The following is a 24,447-nucleotide window of genomic DNA, read 5'->3' on the forward strand; positions in this document are numbered from 1 at the left end:
GATAGCCCTCCTCGACCAAGACCGACTGGACGAGCGCTAAGATCGTGGGATCATCATCCACCACGGCGATCACTGCTGGTGCCATAGCATCCTCACCAAGGTACGCTTGCCACGCGCGTCGTGCAGAGTCTATGCCATGACCGTCACGCGCTCTGTGCTGCATCGGCTCCAGTCAAACTGGGCTGCTTGGATCAGTCCATCGGCATCCCGCATGCAGCCGCCGGGATCGTCCGCGCGATCCCGGTCCTGGGAAAGGACTATGGATGATGTCTCAGATGGTGTCGCGTTCCTGCATGGAGGAGCTTAAGAAACCGCTCCCTTGCCGGGAACCGCTGATCCCATCGGACGCTCGGCCCCTCATACACGCCGTGTCGAGATCCGTGGCACCGGCTGCCTCCCACACCACGCCCCGACCTACCCCGGCCGGTCCGGTGCGTACCGCAGGAGCACGACGCCCGAGGGCAAGGCGCGGGACTCAAGCAGCCGCAAATTAAGCCGCACCCCCTCAGGAAAGACTTTCTTGCCGCTACCCAGCGCAACCGGATAGACCATCAGGCTGTACTCGTCGACGAGATCGTGCCGTGCCAGGGTATGCACCAGCACGCTACTGCCGTCGATAAGGATGTTCTTCCCAGGCTGCTCCTTGAGCGCGCGCACCGCCTCGACCACGTTGCTGGTGATCAGGGTTGAGTTCCGCCAGGCTGAGGCCGTGGTCAAGGTGCTGGATACCACGTACTTCGGTATCGCGTTCATCACGTCGCCAAAGGGATCTCCGGCGGCCATCGGTTCAAAGGCGCCGCCGTGAATCTGCCAGGTCTTGCGTCCCAGGAGGAGCGCGTCGGCCTGGCTGATGGACTCGAAGAAGTGCGCGCCAATGTCGTCGTGCCAGTACGGCCACGTCCACCCGCCGTGAGCAAAGCCGCCCTCCGTATCTTCGTCCGCACCCCCTGGCGCCTGCATGACGCCGTCCAACGTCACAAACTCTGCCACCACAAGCTTGCGCATGATCAGCTCCTTTTGGAATACGGAGTCTCCTGCACCATCAGTGTACAGCAGCCGACAAGTCGGGCAGCCCACGGAGCACGCCATGCCGAGGTACCGCACTACCAGGCGCGCACAGGTCCTCGTCGAACACACGCTGCGTAGCCCGGCGGACGTGCCAGATCGTGTATCGCGGGCAGCAAGACTGGTCTTCGTGAATCAGAAGCAGGTATGACTCTGCCGCCGCGTAGGCGTGCAACACCTGCGACACCTCGGCGATCTTCCCAGCGGCTCAAGGACCTGCACCCACGGTTCGACCGCCACCGCGAGCATCGGGTGCCGTGGGCATTACGTCCGATCCGGCTCATAGATGAGCGCCACCACGCCAGAGCTGAATGCGCGTGTTTCCACCAGCTTGAGCGTCGCAGCGCTTCCCGCTTGAAAGAGGTGCTTGCCCGTGCCCACCACCACCGGGTAGATCAGCAGCCGATAGCGATCGACCAGATCATGCTGCATGAGCGTTTGCACCAGCGTGGCGCTGCCATAGACCAGCATGTCCTGACCATCCTGCTGCTTGAGGGCGGTGATGGCGTCTACGATCCGGTCGTTGATCAGCGTTGAGTTGGTCCACGTCACGGTGTCCAGGGTGGTTGACACCACATATTTGGGGATGTTGTTCATGTACGCTGCGCCCTCATCCGTGCTCTCCGGCCAGGCTGCTGCAAACCCTTGATAGGTGACGCGGCCCAGCAGCAAGGCATCGCTGGTGGCTTGCTCATCGCCTTTAAACTGCGCGATCTCGTCATTCCAATAGGGGGCGGTCCAGGCGGGCGCTTCCATGATGCCATCGAGCGACAGAAATTCGGTAACGACGATGTTTCTCATGGTGGTTCTCCTTGTAGTGGTCACGGTCAGGTTACGACCTCTATCATACCCCACCCAGAAACCAGGCTCTTGCAGGCAACCGGTCTTGGTTATGGTGCGCTACAGTGTATCGTGTTTTTGCAGCGCGCGAAAATCCGGCTTTTTTGCGGTCATGGACCTGACCGCTACGGGTTTCCTACGAAAATCTCCTCGAATCGCCCCGGCTTATACTGCTCGGCATCGTTTGTGCTAGTTTCTGTCAGAACGCTGCCGTTACCAGGCAGCATCGCAGCGAATCCGCGCCGGACTTGGCTCCCCTGACCCAGGCAATGGCGCGGCCAGGCGCATGGGTACCGTACGCCTGCGGGCGCTGCAGGAAACCGAGACGGATGCAATGGCGCAGCGAGAGCGGCACCTGGCCCGGCTGCTCGACGTCGATCTGGCCGGCAGTATGGAGCGCGCGGAGGTAGAACGCAAGCAGCACGACCTCGCGCGCAACAGGAGGGGTTAAGCGCGCACCAGCGGCACCGAAGGCCCACGCCCGGCAGCATCCTGATCGCATCACACGTATCCACACCAGCGCGGCGTTCCGCAACCGACTCCAGGCGCCGCCTGATCCGTTGAATGTTGCCCGGCAGCGGCAATGGGTCCCGCTTCCGGTCGAGTGGGTCATCGTCAACGACAGGCAGGCGGCGATCATCATCCCGACCGATCCACGGCATGCGACAGCCAGGGCTCGTCATGGCCGATCAGACGATGCACACACGCTTTACACGCTGGTGCGATCAGCGCGGGTAGGAGCAGATGTTGGCGCCCATTGCCCACGACCTGCATAGGGGACGCGGCACCGTGGACGGCACCATGGTTCGGGCGCATCCGGGCGACAGGCTCGCTCGGCGCAAGCTGGGGGTTGCCCGGCTCACACGTATCGTGATTTGGCGACGCTGAAATAGCAACAGAACCAGTGAGGTGATTGCGACTATGAGTACACCATCACAACCCGGTGCCACCGCAAAGCTCACGCTGACAGCGCCCTTGTCCGGGTATTTACTGCCGATCGAGCAGGTTCCCGACCCGGTATTCGCCCAGAAGATGGTCGGCGACGGCATCTCCATCGATCCCCTCAGCCAATTGCTCCTGGCCCCCTGTGCGGGCCAGGTCGTACAGCTCCACTCTGCCGGCCATGCCGTGACCGTCGCGACGCCTCAGGGCATCGAGGTGATGATGCACGTCGGGCTGGATACGGTTGCCCTGAAAGGGCAGGGCTTTACGCCGCGAGTCAAGCCCGGCGATCAGGTTGCCGTTGGCGATGCGCTGATCGAGTTCGACGCCGACTATATCGCCACCCACGCCAAAAGCCTGCTGACCCAGATCGTCATTACGAATAGCGATCGGGTCGCCGCGTTCATGCCCCGCACCGGCAGCGTGACGGCGGGGAAAGACGTCATCCTCGAGCTGGCGCTGGTCGGGGCTGCGGCGGAGGCAGCGACCGAAACCAGCAAGACGGCGACCTCGTCGGCGATTCTGGTTCCGAATCCCACGGGCCTCCATGCGCGGCCAGCGGCGGTGCTGGCGAACCTCGCCAAGAAGTTCAGCGCTGATATCCGGCTACAGCGGGGCGATGATCAGGCCAACGCGAAAAGCGTGGTTTCGATCATGGGGCTAGAAGTAAACTACGGTGACAAGGTCCTCCTGGTCGCGCAGGGTCCCGACGCTGAGGAGGCCATCGCCACGCTGACCCCGGAGCTGGAGCGCGGCCTGGGCGATGAAGGCGCGGTGCCTGCGCCCGCGCCCGCGAGCATGACCATTCCGGAGCTCGCCGCTCCAGCGCCAAGGCCGCGCTCGACCAACCCCAACCTGCTGCTTGGCGTTGCCGCATCGCCCGGACTCGCCGTGGGCACCGTCTTCCAGGTGCGCCGTGAAGAGATCGTGGTGGCGGAAACCGCCGCTGACCCGCATCAAGAGCGGCGGAAGCTGGATGAAGCGATGGACCAGGCGAAAGTCCAGCTGGTGGCGCTGCGCGACCGGCTCGCCGGTGAGTCCGACCAGGCTAAAGCCGCCATTTTCGCCGCGCATGAGGAGCTGCTGGATGACCCCGATCTGCTTGACATTGCGACCAGCGCCATTGCCAAGGGTAAGAGCGCCCCCTTTGCGTGGCAGCGCGCCTTTACCACCTACGCAGAGCGGCTGTCCAACTTGAAAAATGAGCTGCTCGCGGCGCGGGCCAACGACCTGCGGGACGTCGGCCAGCGCGTGCTAGAGCTGCTGACGGGGATAACCACCAGAGCGCCAGACTACCCGCCCAATACGATTCTGGTCGCCGAAGATCTGACGCCGTCCGATACCGCCACGCTGGATCGGTCTAAAGTGGTTGGGTTCTGCACCACCGCCGGAGGCGCCTCCTCCCATGTGGCAATTATCGCGCGCTCGCTAGATATTCCGGCGGTGGCCGGGGTTGACCCACGCGCGCTCGATGTGCCGAACCGCACGATGGTGATCCTCGACGGCGCCAGGGGCCAGCTCCGCCTGAATCCGTCTGCGGAGGACGTTACCCGTCTTCAAAAGGCGCTGGAGCGCAACGCGGCGAAGCGCAAGGCTGATCTGGCAACCGCCATGGAGCCTGCGCAAACCATGGACGGCCACCGCATGGAGGTGGTGGCAAATATTGGCAGCGCGGCTGACGCCGAGCAGGCGCTGCGGCTCGGCGGTGAGGGCGTGGGCCTGTTGCGCACGGAGTTTCTCTTCATGGAGCGCTTCTCCGCGCCGACCGAGGAGGAGCAGGTTCAGGTCTATCAGCAGATCGCCAGCATCCTGGGACCTGAGCGCCCCCTGATCATCCGCACCCTGGACGTGGGCGGCGACAAGCCGCTGGCCTATCTCCCCATTCCACGCGAGGAAAATCCGTTCCTCGGCGAGCGCGGCATTCGCGTCGGCCTGGATCGGCCAGAGCTGCTGCGCACCCAGCTCCGCGCGATCCTGCGCGCGGCGGGCGGCGGGAACGTGCGGGTGATGTTTCCGATGATCGCCACGCTGCCGGAATGGCGGTCCGCCAGGGCGCTGCTAGAGGAAGAGCGGGAGCGACTGGGCGTTGCGCCGATCCCGGTGGGCATCATGGTCGAAGTGCCATCTACAGCGATTATGGCCCAGCAGTTTGCCAAGGAGGTCGATTTCTTCTCGATCGGCACCAATGATCTGACCCAGTACACGCTGGCGATGGACCGGGGCCATCCGAAGCTGGCGCCGCAGGTCGATGGCCTCAATCCGGCCATTCTGTTCCTGATCGATACCATTGTGCAGGCCGCCCATCACTATGGCAAATGGGTGGGCGTGTGCGGAGGCATCGCTAGCGATCCGCAGGCGGTCCCGCTGCTGATCGGCCTCGGCGTCGACGAGCTGAGCGTCAGCGTCCCTGCGATTCCCAGCATCAAGGCGCAGATCCGTCAGCTCAGCCTGCCGCTCTGTCAGCACCTGGCCCAGGAGGCACTGCGGCAGGATACGGCCGCCGGAGTGCGGGCGCTGTGCCCGCTCGAGGAAGATGTCGCCGAACACACGGCATAAGGCCGAGCACCAGAGGAGGTAATCCCGATGTCGAGTCCGTCACTTGCGGCTCCGCGACGGAGCAGGTGGTCCTTCAGTAGTGCCTTTGGATTGCTGCAAAAGATCGGCAAGTCGCTGATGCTGCCGGTGTCGCTCCTGCCGGCGGGTGGTATCCTGCTGGGCGTAGGCGGCGCCCTCCTGCTGGGCGTCCAGAACGGCGTCATCAGCGTTCCCGCCTGGCTGCAACTGGTCTTTCGCCTCATGCAGAGCGCCGGTGATCCGATCTTTGGCAACATGGCGCTGCTGTTTGCCATCGGCGTGGCGCTCGGCCTGACCGGCAACGATGGAGTTTCCGCGCTGGCGGGCGTGGTGGGGTTCGTCGTCATGACCGGAACGATGGGCGTCATGGCGGAATATCTGGGACAAGATCCCGAAACGCTGCCCAGGATCATGGGCATTCCGTCGATCAACACCGGCGTCTTTGGCGGCATTATCATCGGCATGGTGGCCGCAGCCCTCTTTAATCGATTCTACCGGATTAAGCTGCCGCCGTATCTGGGGTTCTTTGCCGGGAAACGCTTCGTCCCGATCATCACGGCGGTAGCCGCGATTCTCGTCGGGGTGATGCTCAGCTTTGTCTGGCCGCCGATTCAAGGCGTGATCGATACCTTTTCGCGGTTTGCCGTGACCGGCAACCCGGCGCTGGCCGTGTTTCTGTATGGTCTGGTCGAGCGGCTGCTGATCCCCTTCGGGCTCCACCACATCTGGAACGCGCCCTTCTTCTATGAGATTGGCTCGTACACGAGGGCCAACGGCGAGGTAGTCCACGGTGAAATTACCCGCTTCTTCGCCGGCGATCCCACGGCGGGCAATTTAGGCGGCGGCTATCTCTTCAAGATGTTTGGCCTGCCCGGCGCGGCGCTGGCGATCTGGCACACGGCCAAGCCGGAGCGGCGGGCTCAGGTCGGCAGCCTGATGGTTTCGGCGGCGCTGACCTCGTTTCTCACCGGGATTACGGAGCCGCTTGAGTTCGCGTTCATGTTTGTTGCGCCGGTGCTGTACGGCATTCATGCGCTCCTTGCCGGGCTGGCGTTCCCGATCATGTATGCGCTGGGCGCCAAGCTGGGCTATACCTTCTCCCACGGCTTTATCGACTATGCCCTGTTTTTTCCGCTGGATACCAGGCCGTGGCTAGTGCTGCTGGTCGGGCCGATCTACTTCGTGCTGTACTACGGCGTGTTTCGCGCGCTTATCCAGGTCCTCGATCTGAAGACGCCGGGCCGAGAAAAGGAGGAGGTCAGCGTGCAGGACGTGCAGGCCGATGTGGCGCACGGCTTCGCGAAAGAGCTGGTGGTGGCGTTCGGCGGTCGAGGGAACATCAAGGATCTGGACGCCTGTATCACCCGACTCCGCGTGGGCGTGCACGATATCAGCAAGACCAATCCGGAGAAGCTGAAGGCGCTGGGCGCCGCCGGGGTGGTCACGGTCGGCAATGGCCTGCAGGCGATCTTTGGTACTCGCTCGGAAAACCTCAAAACCGATATGGAAGAGTACCTCAAAGTCGCCGGGCCAGAAGCGGACATGGTGGCGCCGCCACCGTCGGTGGAATACACCCCGAAGGGGATTCCCTCCCGGCTGCGCGATCCCGAAGCGGCGCACAAAGCCAGCAATATCCTCAAAGCGCTGGACGGAGCCAAGAATATCCGCTCCGTCGAGTCCGCCGCCGAGACGCGCCTGCGGGTGGTCGTCGTCGACGAAGACCTCATCGATGAGGCGGCGCTGCGGCCCTCTGGCGTCACCGGGATCATGAAGCTGCCGAATCATGTGGTGCATCTGCTCGTTGGCCTGAACGCCGACCAGTATGCAGCCGAGCTTCAGGCGCAGCTGGCCGAGGCGCAGTATGCGCTGATGAAGAGCCACGAAGGACGGGCGATCGCCGTCGGCGGCAGCTAAAGCAGCGCGATCGTGGCGTTGTCCGCTGCTCCCGCATGCGGGAGCAGGGGTATCGATCCGGCACGCTCGCCGCGTCGGACGGAACGACCGCCGCCGATCCTCTGCCGCACGTCGGATGTGTGGAACGGATGTCGAGCAGCGCGCGATCGCAGGAGGACAATGATGATTCACCCGCAGGTACAGCCATTCCCCGCCGATTTCCTATGGGGCGCGGCCTCTGCCGCATACCAGGTCGAAGGGGCGTGGAATGCCGATGGAAAAGGACTATCGGTGTGGGACGTGTTTACGAAAATCCCAGGAACAACATTCAAGGGCTCGAATGGCGACGTGGCTGTGGATCATTATCATCGGTATCAAGAAGATGTTGCGTTAATGGCGGAGATGGGCTTGAAAGCCTATCGCTTTTCCGTCAGCTGGCCCAGGATCTATCCGAACGGCAAAGGATCGATCAATGAGGCCGGCGTACGGTTCTATGATCGGCTGATCGACGAGCTGCTCGCGTATCAGATCGAGCCGATCCTCACGCTGTATCATTGGGACGTACCACAGGCGTTAGTGGAGGCGTACGGTGCCTGGGAGTCTCGACAGATTATTGAAGATTTCAGCAATTATTGCACGACGTTGTATACGTATTTTGGTGATCGAGTAAAATATTGGATCACCTTAAATGAACAGAATTATAACTTGACGCATGGGTTTCTCACGGCGATGCACCCACCGGGTGTCAAGGATAGAAAGCGATTCTATGAGGCCAATCATATTGCGTTTTTAGCAAACGCAAAAGCCATCGAATCGTTTCGGGCGTATGTGCCTGATGGAAAGATCGGGCCGAGCTTTGCCTACTCGCCGGCCTATCCGCTCACCAGCCAGCCACAGGATATACTGGCGTTTGAGCATGCCGAAGAATGTACCAACAACTGGTGGCTCGACGTGTACTGCTGGGGAACATACCCGCAGATCGCCTTCCAGTATGTACAGGAGCAGGGATGGGCTCCGACGATCCAGGCGGGCGATGCGGAACTACTCCAAAACGGGACGCCCGACTTTGTCGGCGTCAATTACTATCAGACCACGACCTATGAGTTCAATCCAATCGGCGGCGTGTCAGAAGGCGCCATGAATACGACGGGTCAAAAAGGAAGCGGGCAGGAGACAGGGATACCAGGCGTCTACAAGACAGCGCGCAATCCCTATGTTGAAACGTCAAACTGGGATTGGGCCATCGATCCGATCGGCCTGCGCGTCGGGCTTCGTCGGATAACCAGTCGCTATCGCCTGCCGATCCTCATTACGGAAAATGGCCTCGGTGAGTTCGACGTGCTGGAGGCGCATGATACCGTGAACGATGCGTATCGGATCGCCTATCTTCGCGCCCATATCGAGCAATGTAAACACGCGATCCAGGATGGCGTTCCGCTGCTCGGCTATTGTGCCTGGTCGTTTACGGATGTGTTAAGCTGGCTCAACGGCTACCAGAAGCGCTACGGATTTGTGTATGTCGATCGTGATGAAACCGATCCGCGAGATTTGAGACGGATCAAGAAAGCAAGCTTCTATTGGTATCACGATGTTATTAAAGCGAACGGCGACACGCTGTAGCGATGCGACCGCGATCAAGCGGTCGGGCGCTGTCTACGTCCTGCGACCAGCGCGCTGGCCCATGCAGGCGATGACGCTGGAGAAAGGCAAGGGGCGTCATGGAACCGGTCTACGTGTTCGGGCATACCACGCCTGATACCGACAGCATAGGCTCGGCCATTGCCTATGCCTATCTGAAAAATCTGCAATCGGCGGGGCACATCCCGGCGCGCCTGGGCGAGATCAATCGCGAGACGCGCTTCGTGCTCGGCACCTTCGGCGTGCCCGAGCCGGTCTTTTTGCCGCACGTCCATGTTCGCGTTCAGGATGTCATGACGACGCAGGTGATTCGTGCCTCCGCCGAGGCCACAGTGTATGAGGTCGGCAGATTGATCCACGAGCACGCCGTGCCGGCTATTCCGCTGGTAGATGGAGACGGGCGCGCGCGCGGCGTGGTCACGACGCGCCGATTGGCGCACAGCTACCTGGAAGAGCTCGAGGTGCAAAGCCTGCGTGATACGGCGACCGAATTAGGCAAGATCGCGCAGACCCTCGCGGCGCGCCTCGTGGTCGGCGCGCCGACCACCCAGATCAGCGGCAACGTCCTGATTGGCGGGATGAGTCCGGAGTCAATGGTGCAGTATATCGCGCCGGGCGATCTGGTGATTGTGGGCAACCGCGAGCATGCCCAGGAGGCGGCGCTCACGTCTCAGATCTCCTGCCTCGTCGTGACCGGCGGCTTCGAGCCGTCGCCGCGCATCCACCACCTGGCCCAGGAGCGGGGCGCCGGGCTGATCGTGACGCCCCACGACACCTTTGCTGCCGCACGGCTGATCAATCTGAGCGTACCCGCCCGGCGGCTCCTCGACGACAGGGTGCTGACCATCAGCCCCGAGAGCCTGATCGATGATGTCACGCAAGACCTGCTGGAGTCCGATCTCGCGCTCGCGCTCGTCAACGATCCCAGCGGGCGGCTCGTGGGCGTCGTCACGAAGCGCGATCTGGTAGCCCGTCGCCGCCGCCGGGTGATCCTGGTCGACCACTCGGAGCGGAGTCAGTCCGCCGCCGGCATCGAGCAGGCCGACATCCTGGAGATTGTGGATCACCACCGGCTGGGCGGCCTGGAGACGAGCAGCCCGATCCTGGCCGTGATCGCGCCGGTTGGCAGCACGGCGACCCTGGTGCTGCGCCAGTATCGAGCGGCTGGGGTGGTCCCGCCGTGGGAGATGGGCGGCGTGCTGCTGGCGGCGATTCTCTCCGATACGATGCTCCTGAAGTCGCCGACGACGACCCCCGAAGATGTCGCCGCCGTCGAGTATCTGGGGACGGTGCTGGGGGAAGACCCGCTGGCATTCGGCAGCCGCATGTACAACGCCAAGTTCGATATTGCCAGCCTGACGCCCGACGAGCTTGCGACCAGCGACCTGAAAACGTTTGTCTTCGGGAAGGCGAAGGTAGGCATCGGGCAGGTGGAGGTGGGCGACAAAGCGGTGATCCTGGTGCGCAAAACGGAGATCCTCGCGGCGATGGCGCGGCACCAGACCGCACACGGCTTTGACCTCCTGCTCCTGATGGTCACGGATATTAGCCACGGCGGCACTCACCTGCTGGCCGTGGGTCACACCCGCGCTGTGGAGCGGGCGTTTGGTCTGCCATTGCAGGACCACGCGGTCTACCTGGCGGGCGTGCTGTCGCGGAAGAAGCAGGTGGTGCCGCCCCTGGCAGGCGCCTTCTAGCGGGCGTGGGCATCATCACGCTGCCGCCACCGAACAGCCAGAGAGAAGCGTATGCACAAAGACTCACGACTCCTGCGCATTGGTGTGTTGGGCGCAGGCCCGATCGCGCAGGCCGGACACTTCGAGGCGGTCCGCAAAGCGCGCAACGCCGACCTCTACGCCATCTGCGACGCAGCCGAGGACCTTCTGGCGAGCATGGCCGCGACTCACGGGCCGCGCGTGACCTACCGCGACTATGACGCGATGCTGGCCGACCCGCAGGTCGAGGCGGTCGTCCTCGCCACCGCCGACCAGTTTCACGTACCGCTGGCACGGAAGGCCATCGCCGCCGGCAAGCATGTGCTGGTCGAAAAGCCGCTTGGGGTCACGGTCGAGGAGTGTGAGGCGCTGCGCGCGTCGCTCGCGGCGCGCGGCCTGGTGCTCCAGGTCGGCAACAATCGGCGCTTCGATCCCGGCGTGGCCTTTGCGCGCCGGTTCATCCAGGAGCGGCTCGGCCAGCGCCTGGCGTTCAAAGCCTGGTACTACGACTCGGTCTACCGCTACACGATGACCGACAATCTCCAGCCGATCGTGCAGACCAGCGCCCAGGCGCGACGTCCGGCGGGTAGCCCAAAGGCCGATAAGCGGCGCTACTTCATGCTCACCCACGGCAGCCACCTCGTCGACACGACGCGCCTGCTGGGCGGCGAGATTGTGCGCGTGCAGGCGCGGCTGGTGGAGCGCTTCGATTCCTACTGCTGGTTTGTGGCCGTGGATTTTGCCGACGGCAGCGTAGGGCACATCGACCTGATCGTTCCGGTGCGCGGCGACTTTGAGGAAGGCTTCCAGATCTACGGCGAGCACGGCAGCGTCACGGGCAAGCTGCCGCTCACGTGGTATCGCAAGTCGAGCAGCGTGGAGTGCTTCTCCACCGCCGACCGCCAGTATCATCGCCCGCTCGGCGAGGACGCCCACACCTACAAGCTCCAGATCGAAGGCTTTGCGGAGACGATCCTCACGGGAGCGCCGCAACAGGGCGCCACGATCGACGATGGCATTGCGGCGCTGCGCGCGCTGGTCGCGATTGCGCGCTCGGTCGAGACGGGCGATGCGGTGGCCCTGGCCGATGTGCGCGGCAGCGTGTAGGGAGACGAGTATGCAGATCGGTATCTTTGCCAGGACCTTTGCCCGACCGACGCTCGGCGAAACGCTCGACGCGGTGGTCGCCCACGGCATCCGCTGCGTGCAGTTCAATATGGCCTGCGCTGGCGGGCCGAGCATGCCCGCGCAGATCGATGCCGCGCTGAGCGCCGAGATTCGTCGCGCGATCGACGTGCAGCAGCTTCACATGGCGGCGGTGTCGGGCACCTTCAACATGATCCACCCGGATCTGCGGCGGCGGCAGGACGGGCTCGCGCGCCTGCGGACCCTTGTGGCCGCCTGTCACGATCTGGGCACCTCCGTGATCACGCTCTCGACCGGCACGCGCGACCCCGACGATCTGTGGCGGCGACATCCGGCGAACGACACGCCCGAGGCCTGGCGCGATCTGCTCGCCGCGCTGAGCGAGGCGCTGCCCAGTGCTGAGGCGTATCGCGTCACGCTGGCCTTCGAGCCCGAGGTTGCGAACGTCGTCGACTCGGCGGCGAAGGCGCGGCGCCTGCTCGACGAGCTGCAATCGCCCGCGCTGAAAGTGGTGATGGATGGCGCGAATCTGTTCCATACAGGCGAGCTGCCGCGCATGCGCGAGATCCTCGATACGGCCTTTGCGCTGCTGGGCGACGACATCGTGCTCGCGCACGCCAAAGATCTCAGCCACGACGGCGACGCAGGCCACGAGGCGGCGGGCACCGGGCTGCTGGACTACGACCACTACCTCGCCCTGCTGCGCGGCGTGGGCTTTCGCGGGCCGGTAATTCTCCACGCGCTGGCCGAAGATCAGGTTGCGCAGTGCGTCGCATTTCTTGTCGCAAAAGGCGTCCCGCTGGCTGCGGCAGGCGGCGCGCCTGCTTGAGACATGACGGATGTGCCGTCCATATTCGGTGAAGGAGCGCCTGCCGGTCGGGCTGCTGCTCAAAGCGGTCGCCCACGCATTGACCGACGTGCCGGATCTGAACCGCTGCTGGATCGACGACCGGCACCAGCCGCAGGAGGCGATCCATATCGGCGCAGCGCTGCGGACCTCGCTGTGACAGCGTGCTGGAGGTGCCCGCGCCACCGCCGAGTCAGCCAGCACCAGCCGCCACGCCACCGGGATTCGCCGCAGGGATGACACGTTGCTACGCGAGACGGTACACCCGCGCCTCCCAGGGCCGGAGCGTCAGCAGGTGAATATCCTCGGCGGGATCGACGGCGTAGTTGCTGATCAGCAGCTCCGTGGCGGCAACCGGGATGTGCGTGGGGAGCGCGAAGACGGGCGTATCCGCAGTGAAGTTCAGCATAATGAGCAGGCGATCGTCCGCCAGGGTTCGGGTGAAGGCATAGATTTGCTCGTGCGCATCGAGGATGAGGTCGTAGCGACCATAGACGATGATCGGATTCTCTTTGCGCAGCCGGATCAGGTGTTGGTAGTAGTGAAAGACCGAGTCGGGATCGGCCAGCGCCTGTTGAACGTTAATCTCCTGATAGTTTGGGTTGACCTTGATCCAGGGAGTACCGGTCGTGAAGCCAGCATGCTCCGTAGCATCCCACTGCACGGGCGTCCGGGCGTTGTCGCGGCTCTTGGCGTGGATCATCGCCATGACGACCTGGCGGTCAAGGCCTTTGTCCTCGACGTACTCCCGGTACATGTTCACGGTTTCGATGTCGCGGTAGTCTTCGATGGAGTCGAACCTGATATTGGTCATGCCGAGCTCTTCACCCTGGTAAATGTAGGGCGTACCCTGGAGCATGTGCAGAAAGGTCGCAAGCAGTTTCGCTGACTCGACGCGGTACTGACCGTCATCGCCGAAGCGCGAAACCGGGCGTGGCTGATCGTGGTTCGACAGGTACAGGCTATTCCAGCCTCCCTGTTCGAGATCCCGCTGCCACCGCGTGATCGAGCGCTTCAGGTCCCCAAGATCCAGGGCCTTGAACGCCCACTTGCCCAGCGTGCGGCTGCTTTCGATGTCGAGCTCCATGTGCTCGAACTGGAACAGCATGTTGAGATGCCCGGCCTCCTCGTGGGTGATATCGATGGCATGCTCGGTGGTAGTCATCGGCATCTCGCCCACGGTCATGATGTCGTACCTGGAGAGGACCTGCTGCTTCATCTCTCCAAGGAACTCCAGGAGCCGTGGCCCATGAATGAAATACTGACCGCCCCACTGGTAGCGGTCGCCGGTGGCGATCGGCGCATCCGGCAGCCCCGGCACTTTCGAGATCATGTTAATGACGTCCATGCGGAAGCCGTCGATGCCCTTGTCCAGCCACCAGGTCATCATGTTATACACGGCCTGCCGGACCACAGGGTTCTCCCAGTTGAGGTCCGGCTGCTTCCTGGAGAACAGGTGCAGGTAATATTCACCCGTCGCAGCATCGTACTCCCAGGCCGAGCCACCGAAGAAGGACGCCCAGTTGTTGGGCTCGCGGCCATCCTTGCCGGGACGCCAGATGTAGTAATCGCGGTAGGGGTTGTCGGTGGAGCTGCGCGACTCGACGAACCAGGGGTGTTCGTCCGAGGTGTGATTGACCACCAGATCCATGATCAGCTTGATGCTGCGGCGATGCAGCCCCGCGAGCAACTCCTCCCAGTCCGCCATTGTTCCGAACTCGTCCATAATGGCCTGATAGTCGCTGATGTCGTAGCCATTGTCGTCATTGGGCGACCTGTACACGGGCGACAGCCAGACGACATCAACGCCGAGATCCTGGAGATAGTCCAGCTTCTGGATGATCCCGCGCAGGTCGCCGATGCCATCGCTATTGCTGTCGTAAAAGCTACGGGGATAGATTTGATACACGACGCTCGCTTTCCACCATGATTTCTGCATACCGCTCGCTCCTTCACGCGCATGGAGGTCTGGAAGCGCAGCACGCTGCTCAGCAGGACCCACCATCCTGCTCGGACTCGTGCGCGCTCATCAACGATCAGCATCCGATTCGGCTACACTATCACCATCCCTCGCGGTTGATGACACGGCACGCACGTGCCCATACCGCTCGATCAGCTACATGAGCGATCGGTCAGCGTCGATCACAGGTGGACGACCGCCGCCCCCGGACGCGACTCCACCAGCGTCCAGACGGCACCCGCTGGTCCGTCGGTGCTCGTGGGAACCTCGGTCATGGTGACGGCATCTGCGGCGCTCACGACTTGATCCCGCAGCAGGTTCTGGTACCCGACCAGGAAATCGTAGGAGCTGCGCATCGCCGCACGCAGCGACGCGGTCATCTGTTCGCCACCCGCACCGCGAAGCGCACGGTTTTGCCTGGATGATATATCGCCTTGTCCGTCTCGACCGCGATCTAACCTGGAGCAGCCGTGGCGCGGCCAGGCTCGGAGCGTTTGGGACAGCGGCGGCTGCGATGACCAGCGCCATGAAGATGCCGACCAGCTCTTTCCCGATGTGCATAGCTCACCCCCTCGTGTTCCTTCCCTGCCGACGACAGGACGGGATCGGCGAACTTGCAGGGTTGCCCTGATTATAGGCCAAATACGCTCGTGGATCTCGGACAAAAGCGGAGAGAATTCGGCTACTTCCGGGGAATCGCGCGACCGCCACACCGGGACCGACGTGGAGACGGGACGATCGGAACGGCGTGAGCCAGGGCAGCGCAGGCGATGGCTGGAGCAGCGGCGACCGGGCTATGTCGGTGGGCGCTGCCACGTGGGTCCGTGCTTGGTGTCACGCCCAACGCTGAAACACCCGACCGAAGTAGGTGCTATCGGCGGCAGCATGGATGCCGGGCGCGGTCGGAAGATGACTCGTACATACACGTCAGCTTGTGCTGAACGACATCGGCGAACTCGACGCGCCACGGCTACGGATGGTCCGAGGGGTGGGTCAGCACGGGCCGCGCCTTGACGTAGCGCGGCCCGTGATCGACGACATCGACGTGCTTGATGTCGACCTCTTTGGGATCAACCCCAAAGAGGCCGAGATCATGGACCCGTGGCACCGGCTGTTTCTGGAGTGCGCCTGGGATTCGATCCGGCTGCTCATCGCTGACCACGGCTTGACACCACTGGCTGTCTAGACTTCCGCTTGCGCAACGTCAAGCTGACGCCGGAGCCACTCGGCAACCGCCTGGACCTGAGGTGGACGCAACAGGGTATCGTGTGTTCCCGGCACAACGTGATGCTCGACGAGGTTCCCCAATGGACGCCAGCGATCTGCCAGGGTGTTCGCCTCACCTGGACGCGCCGCGCGACCCGCCTCCAGCATCGCGATCGGCACGGACGTAGGCGTTGGCTGGTAGGATCGCATGGCAGCCAGGTTTGAAGTGAAGACATCGGCCAGTCGTCGCAGCTGCTCGAGATTGCTATCGGGAGGCAGCACCTGCTGCTGGCGCGCCTGCTCCAGGATATACGACAAACGCTCGTTCGGCGTGAGCATTGCCAGGTCGTCAGGATCGATCGTCAATGGCGTGCCGAGCAGACCGCCGAGATCGTGGGCAAAGCCGACCATCAGCAGCGCGTCGTCAGGAGGAGCCTGGTCAGGGAGCGGCACGGCGCTGTCGATCAACACCAGGAGGCCAATCGCTTCTCCCTGGTGCTGGAACTGGCTGGCTATCTCGAACGCGATCACGCCTCCAAGCGACCAGCCACCGAGCAGATACGGTCCGTGTGGCTGCACCAGACGGATGGCGGTGATATAGGCTGCCGCCAGATCCGGGATCGAGCGATGTGGGGTTTGACCGGCCTCAAGACCCTGTGCCTGCAAGCCATAACACGGCTGGTCTGGACCGAGCGCCCGCGCCAGATCGGCATAGCAGAAGACAGTGCCACCGCCGGGATGAATACAGAAAAACGGTCGTCGGCTGCCGCGCGGCTGGAGCGGTACCAGCGGCGACCATACCGGCTCCGGCGCGTTCTGCCGCAGGTGAGCCGCGAGCTGGGCAATCGTTGGGGATTGCACCAGGGTCGCCAGCGGCAAGGAGCAGCCAAAGTGCTGTCGGATCCCCGTCATTACCTGCACCGCCAGCAGCGAATGACCGCCCAGCGCGAAAAAGTCATCGTGGACGCTCACCGCCGGAAGATGGAGCAGATCGGCCCAGAGCTGCGCGAGCCGCCATTCCCAGTCGTCGCGCGGGGCAACCTGCGATGCATCGCTCATGGCCGAGGCAGCGTCGGGAGGCGGCAAGGCCCGGCGATCGACTTTGCCGCTTGGCGTCAGGGGCAGGGCCTCCATCAGCATGACCACACGCGGGATCATATAGTCCGGGAGTATCTGCTGGAGAAACAGACGCAGATCGGGCGCCTCCGGCGATTGGCCCGGACGCGGCACGACATAGGCACACAGCCGCCTATCGCCAGGGGTATCCTCGCGGACCGTGACCGCCGTATCCAGGACGGCGGGATGTCGGCGCAGCGCCGTCTCGACCTCGCCGAGCTCGACGCGGAAGCCGCGCACTTTGACCTGCTGGTCGATGCGTCCAAGGTAGTCGATCGTGCCATCGGGCAGGTAGCGCGCCCGATCGCCGGTACGGTACAGGCGCGCCCCGGCGGTGCCGCTGAAGGGATCGGGCACGAACCGCTCCGCTGTGGCGCTCGGCTGGTGGAGATAGCCACGCGCGAGCGGCACCCCGCCGATATACACATCACCGGCCACGCCGATCGGCACGGGCGCACCCCGCGTATCCAGCACATAGATGGTGGTATTGGCGATCGGCCTGCCGATCGGCGGGAGGGCGGGCCAGGTCGCGGGATCGCCGTCCAGCACATGTGCCGTCACCACATGCGTCTCCGTCGGCCCATACTGGTTGTGCAGCGACACAGCGGAGATCTGGCGACACACCTGGGCAATCGCCGGCGTGATCTGGAGCTGCTCGCCCGCCGTCACGATCTCCTGCACTCCCGACAGCAGCGCCTGCTGCTGCACGGCGACCTCCGCGAGGTGTTGCAGCGCAATGAACGGCAGGAAGACGCGCTGGACCCTTCCTGTCGCCAGCAGGGCCAGCAGCGCCGCCAGATCGCGCCGCTCGTCCTCCGCGATCAGCCGCAGGGTGCCGCCGCTGGCCCACGTTGCAAACATCTCTTGGAAGGAGACATCGAAGCTCAGCGCCGCAAACTGGAGCGTCGTCGCCGCTGGTGCGACCGTTGTGCTCCGCCGCTGCCAGGCCAGCAGGTTGACCAGCGCGCGGTGCGGCATGGCGACCGCTTTCGGCATCCCCGTCGATCCTGACGTGTACAGGACATACGCGAGATGCTCGTCCAGGATCTCAACCGTGGGCGGCATCGTCGGGGCGTGATCCAGCGCGGTCAGCGTATCCATCGTCATGATCCGCGCTGCCGTCGCCGGGAGCCGATCGACAAGCGTGGTCTGCGTCACCAGCACCGGCGTCGCCGAGTCCGCGATCATAAAGCGCAGCCGATCGCCGGGATAGGCCGGATCGAGCGGCAGGTACGCGCCGCCCGCCTTGAGCACCGCCAGCACCGCAACGGCAAGCTCTACGGATCGATCGAGGGCCAGCGCGACACACACATCCGGGCCGACGCCATACGCCCGCAGCACATGGGCAAGCTGGTTCGCGCGGCGATCGAAGGCGGCATAGGTCAGCGTGCGCTGCCCATCCGTCACCGCCAGGGCATCCGGCGTGCGCGCCGCTTGTGCCTCGACCAGTTGATGGACCCGGAGATGAGCGATTCCCGGGCATGCCGTTCGGTTCCAATCGACCAGCAGTTGCCGACGCTCGGCATCGTCGAGCAGCGGCACGGCCATGATCGGCTGCGTGGGGTCGGCGACGATCTGCGTCAGCAACAGCTGGTAGTGTCCCACGAGCCGCTCGATCGTGCCTGCATCAAAGAGATCGGTGGCATACTCAACCTCTCCCCGGAGGCCATCGGCGGTTTCGCTGAGCAGCATCGCCAGGTCGAACTTAGCCGTGCCGGTTTCCACGCGCACCGGCTCGACGGTGAGATCGGGCAGCGCGATCGTCGTCGTCGGCAGGTTTTGCAGGACGAACAGCACCTGAAAGAGCGGGTGGCGGCTCAGGTCGCGCGTGGGGTGGAGGTGCTCGACCACGACATCGAAGGGCAGATCTTGATGCGTATAGGCGTCCAGGCAGACCGCGCGCACCCGCGCGACCAGATCGACAAACGTCGGCGCTCCCGCCAGATCGGTGCGCAGCACGAGGGTGTTGACGAACAGGCCGATCAGCCCTTCGAGCTCCGGTCGCACCCGGCCCGCAATCGGCGTGCCGACCGCGATGTCGGTCTGTCCGGTGTAGCGCGCCAGCAGCATCTGCCAGGCGGCCAGCAGCGTCATGAACAGCGTCGCGCCTTCGCGCTGGCTGAGGTGATTGAGATCGGCGCGCAGCGTGGCGGGGAGGTGAAAGGGATGGAGCGCGCCATGCGCGCTTGCGACTGCGGGACGCGGGCGATCGATCGGCAGCTCGATCGGCGGCACGCCGGCCAGCTGCCGCCGCCAGTAGTCCAACTGCTGCGCTCCCACCTCGCCGTGCAGCCACGCGCGCTGCCAGACGGCGTAATCGGCGTACTGGATCGGCAGCGGGGTGCCCAATGGACCCAGCCCCGCCCCGGCGGCCTCCGAGAGTCCGCGACAGCGGAGCGCATACAGCGTCGCGACCTCTCGGACCAGCACCTCCAGGGACCAGCCATCGGCGACGCTGTGATGCAGCGTCAGCACCAGCCAGTGCTCGGCCTCGGCGAGGCGCAGCAGCGTCGCGCGCAGGAGCGGGCCACGACCGAGATCGAACGGCTGCCGGATGAGCGATCGGGCCACGTCCGGCGCGCGGTCCGGGGTGGCGCGCAGATCCCGCAGGGGCAGATCCAGGCCGAGATCGGGCGCGATCACCTGAGTCGGCTGCCCGGTGTCGGGATCGAGCGCAAAGGTAGTGCGCAGGACCTCATGCCGCCGCACAACCTGCGCCAGGCTCCAGGCCAGCGCGTCGACGTCGAGCGCTCCCGCCAGCCGCATCACCGTCGGAATGATATAGGCGAGCTGATCGGGCATGAGCTGATCCAGCAGCCACATCCGCTGCTGCGCAAACGAGAGCGGAATCGTGCCTGCTCTTGGGCTGCGCGGGATCGTCTGGCCGGACGGCGGCGCGATCACCGCGCCGCGCCGTTCGAGAATCGCTGGTTCGGCGAGCGATGCGGCCTCGGCGCTGCGGATCGCCTCGATCGCCCGCGCGACCTCGGCAATGGTCGGTCCTTCCAGCAGCGCGCGCAGCGGCAGATCAACCTGGAATGCCGCACAGAGCCGCGCGACCAGCTGCGTGCCGAGCAGGGAGTGTCCGCCGAGCTGAAAGAACGGATCGTGGACGCCCACGCGCTCGATGCCCAGCACATCCTGCCAGATCGCGGCCACCCGCGCCTCGATCTCGTCGCCGGGCGCGACATAGGCGGTCGGCAGATCCGGGCGCGCATGCCGCCCTGCCGTGGCCGTCGTCGACGCGGCGATCTGCGCCGGGCTGGTCCACTGGCGCAGCCGCGCGGACAGATCGGCGGTTGCGACCAGCAGATCCCCGATCGACGTGTGCCACGTCCGCACGCTCGCCGCGATCCCCTCCGCGCGCCGGATACCGAGCGCGGCCACGGCGTCGACGCCCTCGCGCTCCTCCGTCTGCCAGATGTCCCAGCGCACACAGCGCCAATCCGCGCCTGCCTGCCGCTGCTGCTGCGCGTAGGCCGTCAGCCAGCTCTGCGCGGCGGCGTACGTTGCCAGGCCCGGCCCGCCCAGCACGGTCGCCAGCGACGAGTGGACCTGCCAGACGTCCAGCGGCAGATCGCGGAGCGCGGCATGCAGCGTCGTCACTTCCTGCCGGAGATGGCTGAGCAGGGGATGAGCGCTGGCCGGTGTGGTCTGCGACAGCCAGCGGAGCGTCGCCAGCGCGTGGCGGTCGGGCACGTAGATCACGCCGTGCAGCGCGCCGCACTGTTTCAGGATCATCGCGCGCAGTGTTTCGATCTGCTGGGCGTCGGTCAGATCCACCGCGACCGGCAGGATCGCCCCGCCGCTCGGCTCCAGCGCGGCCACGGCGGTCGCCAGCCGCTCCGGAGACGTGGTCGGCGGATACGGCAGCACGAGCGTGCCAGCGCCCTGCTGCGCGACGGCGGTCGCGACGGCGTGACCGAGATCGTCGAGGGCATGCGTGACGAGGTAGACGCCCCCGGAGCGCAGGCCGAGGCCGGCATCGGGAGGCGCGGGGATCGGCTGCGGCTCGTAGTCGAGGTACCAGCGCTGCGCCGCGCGGTAGGCCACGACCGGCGGCGGCGTTGGGAGGCAGCACTCGGCAAGCAGCAGCGCGGACGGCGGCGGCGCCGCAGGCAGCAGATCGACCACCGCGCAGGCCAGGTGCGGATACTCCTGGGGGATCACCCGGCACGCGCCCAGCACCGTCGCGTTCGCGGGAGCGCACCGATCGCTATACGCAATCTGGAAGAGGCCGCTCGTGATCACGCGAAGATCGACGCGCGCCGCCGCGCTCGCCGCGTGGAGCGCCTGCGCCAGGAAGATCAGGCTATACAGCCCGGCAAACTGCGCGCGCTCGAAGTCCAGATCCCCTTCCTGCTCGCCGCCGGAGGTGAGGCCCCACAGATGGATCACGTGTGCCGGACGACGATCGCCCACGCTGAGCGTCTCGATCAGCCGGGTGTAGTCGTCCTGAAGATACGGATTGATCGTAAAGGTCGCGGCATCGACCTGCGCGAACGCCTGGCCGATCTGGATGACGCGCACGGCCTGACCGGCGCGCCGAAGCTGCGCGACAAGACCCGTGCTGATCGCCGCGCCGTCGCTGAAGATCAGCCAGTCGGCTGCGGGATCGGGCAGCCCGGCGTCGGAGATGCCCGGTGGCGCGATCGTCTGCCGCCAGAGTGGCGCGTAGAACCAGTCGGCGATCGCGGCGCGCTTCGCCGTAGGCTCCTGCGGAGCGCTGTCCGCAGCGCGCGTCGGCGGATCGATCCAGTAGCGCTGGCGCTCGAAGGGATAGGTCGGCAGCGCAATCCTGCGCCGCTGCTCGTGTTCTGAGAACGCGGTCCAGTCGATCTCCAGGCCAGCCAGCCAGAGCTGCCCAAGCGTGCCCAGCGCAAACGCCAGATCCGACCCGCGCTCGTACACCGCGCGCAGCGACGGCAGCGCCAGCCACTCAGTGCGATCCGCGTCCGGCGCTTGCAGGTGGACCAGGCTGCTGAGCGTCTGGCCCGGCCCGACCTCCAGCAGGATCGGCCCCGGCAGATCGCGCAGCGCCGCGAGGCCATCCGCAAAGCGGACGGTCTGGCAGAGATGCGCCGCCCAATAGTCCGGGTCCGTCGCCTCGGCGGCGGTGATCCAGGTGCCGGTCACATTGGACAGATAGGGGATCGTCGGCGGCTGCAACCTGATGCGCTCGAAGAGCTCGCGGAACGGGCCGACGATCGGCTCCATCATCGGCGAATGAAACGCATGGCTCGTGGGCACCCGCCGACAGGCGATCGACTCCGCGTGGAGGCGCTGCTCCAGCGCGCTGATCGCCTCGGTGGGGCCGGAGGCGACACACAGGTTATCGCCGTTGATCGCCGCCAGGGCAAGCTGTGAGTCCAGCCGCGCGCGCAGCTCCGCCTCCGGCAGCGACACGGCCAGCATCGTGCCCGACGGCAGGCGTTGAATCAGTTGCGCGCGCTTCGCCACCAGATACAGCGCGTCTTCCAGCGAGAACACGCCCGCCAGACAGGCCGCGACGTACTCGCCCAGGCTATAGCCGATCAGCGCCTGCGGCTGGATGCCCCAGCTCATGAGCAGTTGCGCGAGCGCGTACTCGACCACAAACAACGCGGGCTGCGCCAGCGCGGTCTGCTGAAGTAGCTCCGCAGATGATGGCTCGCCTCGGACCATCCGGCGAAAATCCACGCTCGGCGCTGTGGCCGTGTCGGCGGGCGGCGCGCCGGGATAGAGGACCGCGCCGAGATCAATGCCGAGCAGCGGCAGCAGCCGATCGCAGCAGCGATCGACCGCCGCGCGGAAGACCGCCTCCGTCTCGTAGAGGCCACGGCCCATCTGCACATAGTGATCGCCCAGGCCGGAGCACATCAACACGATCGGTCGGTCGGCGGTGGCGTGCTGGCTGCTCAGCAATCGCTGCGGCGCGCGGGCCTCCAGCGCGTCGATCGCATCGTCCACGTCGCGGCAGACCAGCATGCGCCGGTGATTGAAGGCTTTCCGCCCGGCCTGGAGCGTAAACGCCACATCCGCCAGATTCACGTCCGGGCTGCTCGCGAGCCAGCCGGCAAGATTGGTCGACATCCGCTCCAGCGCGGACTCCGACTTCGCCGAGAGAAGTAGCAATTGCCAGGGCCGCGACGGCCCCGACGGCGCGACGGCTGGCGCTTCCTCAAGGACCGCATGGGCATTCGTGCCGCCGACACCGAACGAGCTAACCCCGGCGCGGCGCGGTGTCGGACCGGCGGGCCAGTCGATCAGCGCGGTCGTGACATAGAACGGGCTGCTGGCAAAATCGATCCGGGGATTGGGCTGCTCGAAATGGAGCGTCGGCGGGATCTGCCGATGCGTCAGCGCCAGCACGGTCTTGATCAGGCCCATGATCCCCGCCGCCGCCGAGGCATGACCGATGTTGCTTTTGACCGAGCCGATCGCACAAAAGCCCCGCGCCTGGGTGCTCTCCCGAAACAGGTTGGTCAGCGCCGCGACCTCGATCGGATCGCCCAGCGGCGTGGCCGTGCCGTGCGCCTCGACGTAGCCGATCGTGTCGGGCGCGACCCGCGCCGTGCCCTGGGCCAGCCGCAGCACCTCCATCTGGCCTTCGATGCTGGGAGCGGTGAAGCCGACCTTGAGCGCGCCATCGTTGTTGATCGCCGAGCCTCGGATCACGGCATAGACCTGATCGCCATCCTCCAGCGCCTCGGAGAGCCGCTTCAGCACCACCAGACCAACGCCGCTGCCGAAGACGGTTCCGCTGGCGCGGGCATCGAAGACGCGCACATGCCCGTCGCGGGAGTCCATGCCGCCTTCGCTGGCAAGATAGCCGCTTTTGTGCGGCACGCGCACCGACGTACCGCCCGCCAGCGCCATGTCACACTGGTAGTTGAGCAGCGCCTGGCAGGCCAGATGCACCGCCACCAGCGACGTCGAGCACGCCGTCTGGATGTTGACGCTCGGACCTTTCAGGTTGAGCTTATACGAGATCCGCGTGGTTACATAGTCGCGATCGTTGGCCGTCAGGAGCAGCAGCGAATGATTGGGATCGCGCAGCGATTGGCTCGGCACCAGGTTCGACAGCAGATAGCCGTTGAATCCCGCGCCGCCATACACGCCGATCCAGCCGGGATACCGATCCGGATTATAGCCCGCCGACTCCAACGCTTCCCAGGCACACTCCAGAAAGATCCGCTGCTGCGGGTCCATCAGCGCGGCCTCCTTGGGCGTATAGCCGAAGAAGCCCGCGTCAAAGAGATCGATATGATCCAGCACCGGACTTGCCTTGATCAGGTCGGGCGACTGGAGGAGCTGCGGGTCCTGGCCCGACGCCAGGATCTCCGCGTCGCTCAAGGAGGCGATCGACTCGACGCCCGCGCACAGGTGCTTCCAGAACTCGTCGATGGTGCGCGCGCCCGGAAAGCGGCCACTCATGCCGATGATCGCAATACTTTCAAAATCGTCGGCTGCTGCGTCGGTGGGTTCGATCGTGCTCATGTGCTGCTTGCCCTTCAGGTGGAGGT

14 protein-coding genes are annotated in these 24,447 nt (G+C 64.9%); 8 read left to right on the plus strand and 6 right to left on the minus strand.

Features of this window, described 5'->3' with window-relative positions:
• Nucleotides 1-414 precede the first annotated feature (414 nt).
• From VFZ66_10405 to VFZ66_10415, 3 genes are all read right to left on the minus strand, one after another.
• Nucleotides 415-1,005, minus strand: a complete 591-nt coding sequence (locus tag VFZ66_10405; protein HEX6289592.1) for a dihydrofolate reductase family protein — start codon at nucleotides 1,003-1,005, stop codon at nucleotides 415-417.
• A 324-nt stretch (nucleotides 1,006-1,329) separates the two neighbouring features.
• Entirely contained in the window at nucleotides 1,330-1,866 is a 537-nt protein-coding gene (locus tag VFZ66_10410) for a dihydrofolate reductase family protein (GenBank protein HEX6289593.1), read from the minus strand.
• Between the two features lie 238 nt (nucleotides 1,867-2,104).
• Entirely contained in the window at nucleotides 2,105-2,548 is a 444-nt protein-coding gene (locus VFZ66_10415) for a hypothetical protein (protein ID HEX6289594.1), read from the minus strand.
• Nucleotides 2,549-2,826: 278 nt separating this feature from the next.
• On the opposite strand from VFZ66_10415, the gene ptsP reads away from it, so the two are divergent.
• The 7 genes from ptsP to VFZ66_10450 all read left to right on the plus strand — a co-directional run bounded on the left by ptsP (nucleotide 2,827) and on the right by VFZ66_10450 (nucleotide 12,820).
• Nucleotides 2,827-5,403 carry a phosphoenolpyruvate--protein phosphotransferase gene (ptsP, locus tag VFZ66_10420; GenBank protein HEX6289595.1) on the plus strand — a complete coding sequence of 859 codons (2,577 nt, stop codon included), beginning with the start codon at nucleotides 2,827-2,829 and terminating at the stop codon, nucleotides 5,401-5,403.
• Nucleotides 5,404-5,430: 27 nt separating this feature from the next.
• Complete coding sequence (gene ptsG / locus VFZ66_10425) at nucleotides 5,431-7,335, plus strand: glucose-specific PTS transporter subunit IIBC (GenBank protein HEX6289596.1); 1,905 nt, start codon at nucleotides 5,431-5,433, stop codon at nucleotides 7,333-7,335.
• Between the two features lie 159 nt (nucleotides 7,336-7,494).
• Nucleotides 7,495-8,934: a family 1 glycosylhydrolase gene (locus VFZ66_10430; protein HEX6289597.1), complete on the plus strand. Its 1,440-nt coding sequence runs from the start codon at nucleotides 7,495-7,497 to the stop codon at nucleotides 8,932-8,934.
• A 98-nt stretch (nucleotides 8,935-9,032) separates the two neighbouring features.
• Nucleotides 9,033-10,649, plus strand: a complete 1,617-nt coding sequence (locus tag VFZ66_10435) for a putative manganese-dependent inorganic diphosphatase (protein HEX6289598.1) — start codon at nucleotides 9,033-9,035, stop codon at nucleotides 10,647-10,649.
• Between the two features lie 51 nt (nucleotides 10,650-10,700).
• Nucleotides 10,701-11,774, plus strand: a complete 1,074-nt coding sequence (locus tag VFZ66_10440; protein HEX6289599.1) for a Gfo/Idh/MocA family oxidoreductase — start codon at nucleotides 10,701-10,703, stop codon at nucleotides 11,772-11,774.
• A 10-nt stretch (nucleotides 11,775-11,784) separates the two neighbouring features.
• The gene (locus tag VFZ66_10445) at nucleotides 11,785-12,642 is read left to right on the plus strand and encodes a sugar phosphate isomerase/epimerase family protein (protein HEX6289600.1); all 858 of its coding nucleotides are present in this window, start codon (nucleotides 11,785-11,787) and stop codon (nucleotides 12,640-12,642) included.
• 10 nt (nucleotides 12,643-12,652) lie between these two features.
• A complete protein-coding gene (locus VFZ66_10450) occupies nucleotides 12,653-12,820 on the plus strand; it encodes a hypothetical protein (GenBank protein HEX6289601.1) in 168 nt (55 codons plus the stop codon).
• Nucleotides 12,821-12,907: 87 nt separating this feature from the next.
• Here the strand turns inward: VFZ66_10450 and VFZ66_10455 are convergent, their stop codons facing one another.
• On the minus strand, nucleotides 12,908-14,599 hold the full coding sequence (locus tag VFZ66_10455) for an alpha-glucosidase (protein HEX6289602.1): 1,692 nt from the start codon (nucleotides 14,597-14,599) through the stop codon (nucleotides 12,908-12,910).
• Between the two features lie 203 nt (nucleotides 14,600-14,802).
• On the minus strand, nucleotides 14,803-15,000 hold the full coding sequence (locus VFZ66_10460; protein ID HEX6289603.1) for a glycoside hydrolase family 66 protein: 198 nt from the start codon (nucleotides 14,998-15,000) through the stop codon (nucleotides 14,803-14,805).
• 554 nt (nucleotides 15,001-15,554) lie between these two features.
• On the opposite strand from VFZ66_10460, the gene VFZ66_10465 reads away from it, so the two are divergent.
• A complete protein-coding gene (locus VFZ66_10465) occupies nucleotides 15,555-15,806 on the plus strand; it encodes a beta-ketoacyl synthase N-terminal-like domain-containing protein (protein HEX6289604.1) in 252 nt (83 codons plus the stop codon).
• Here VFZ66_10465 and VFZ66_10470 read toward each other — a convergent pair.
• A complete protein-coding gene (locus VFZ66_10470; protein ID HEX6289605.1) occupies nucleotides 15,803-24,421 on the minus strand; it encodes an amino acid adenylation domain-containing protein in 8,619 nt (2,872 codons plus the stop codon). The two genes, VFZ66_10465 and VFZ66_10470, sit on opposite strands and share 4 nt — an antisense overlap.
• Between the last annotated feature and the right edge of the window lie 26 nt (nucleotides 24,422-24,447).

The organism is Herpetosiphonaceae bacterium, from assembly GCA_036374795.1.
Classification (GTDB): Bacteria; Chloroflexota; Chloroflexia; order Chloroflexales; family Kallotenuaceae; genus LB3-1.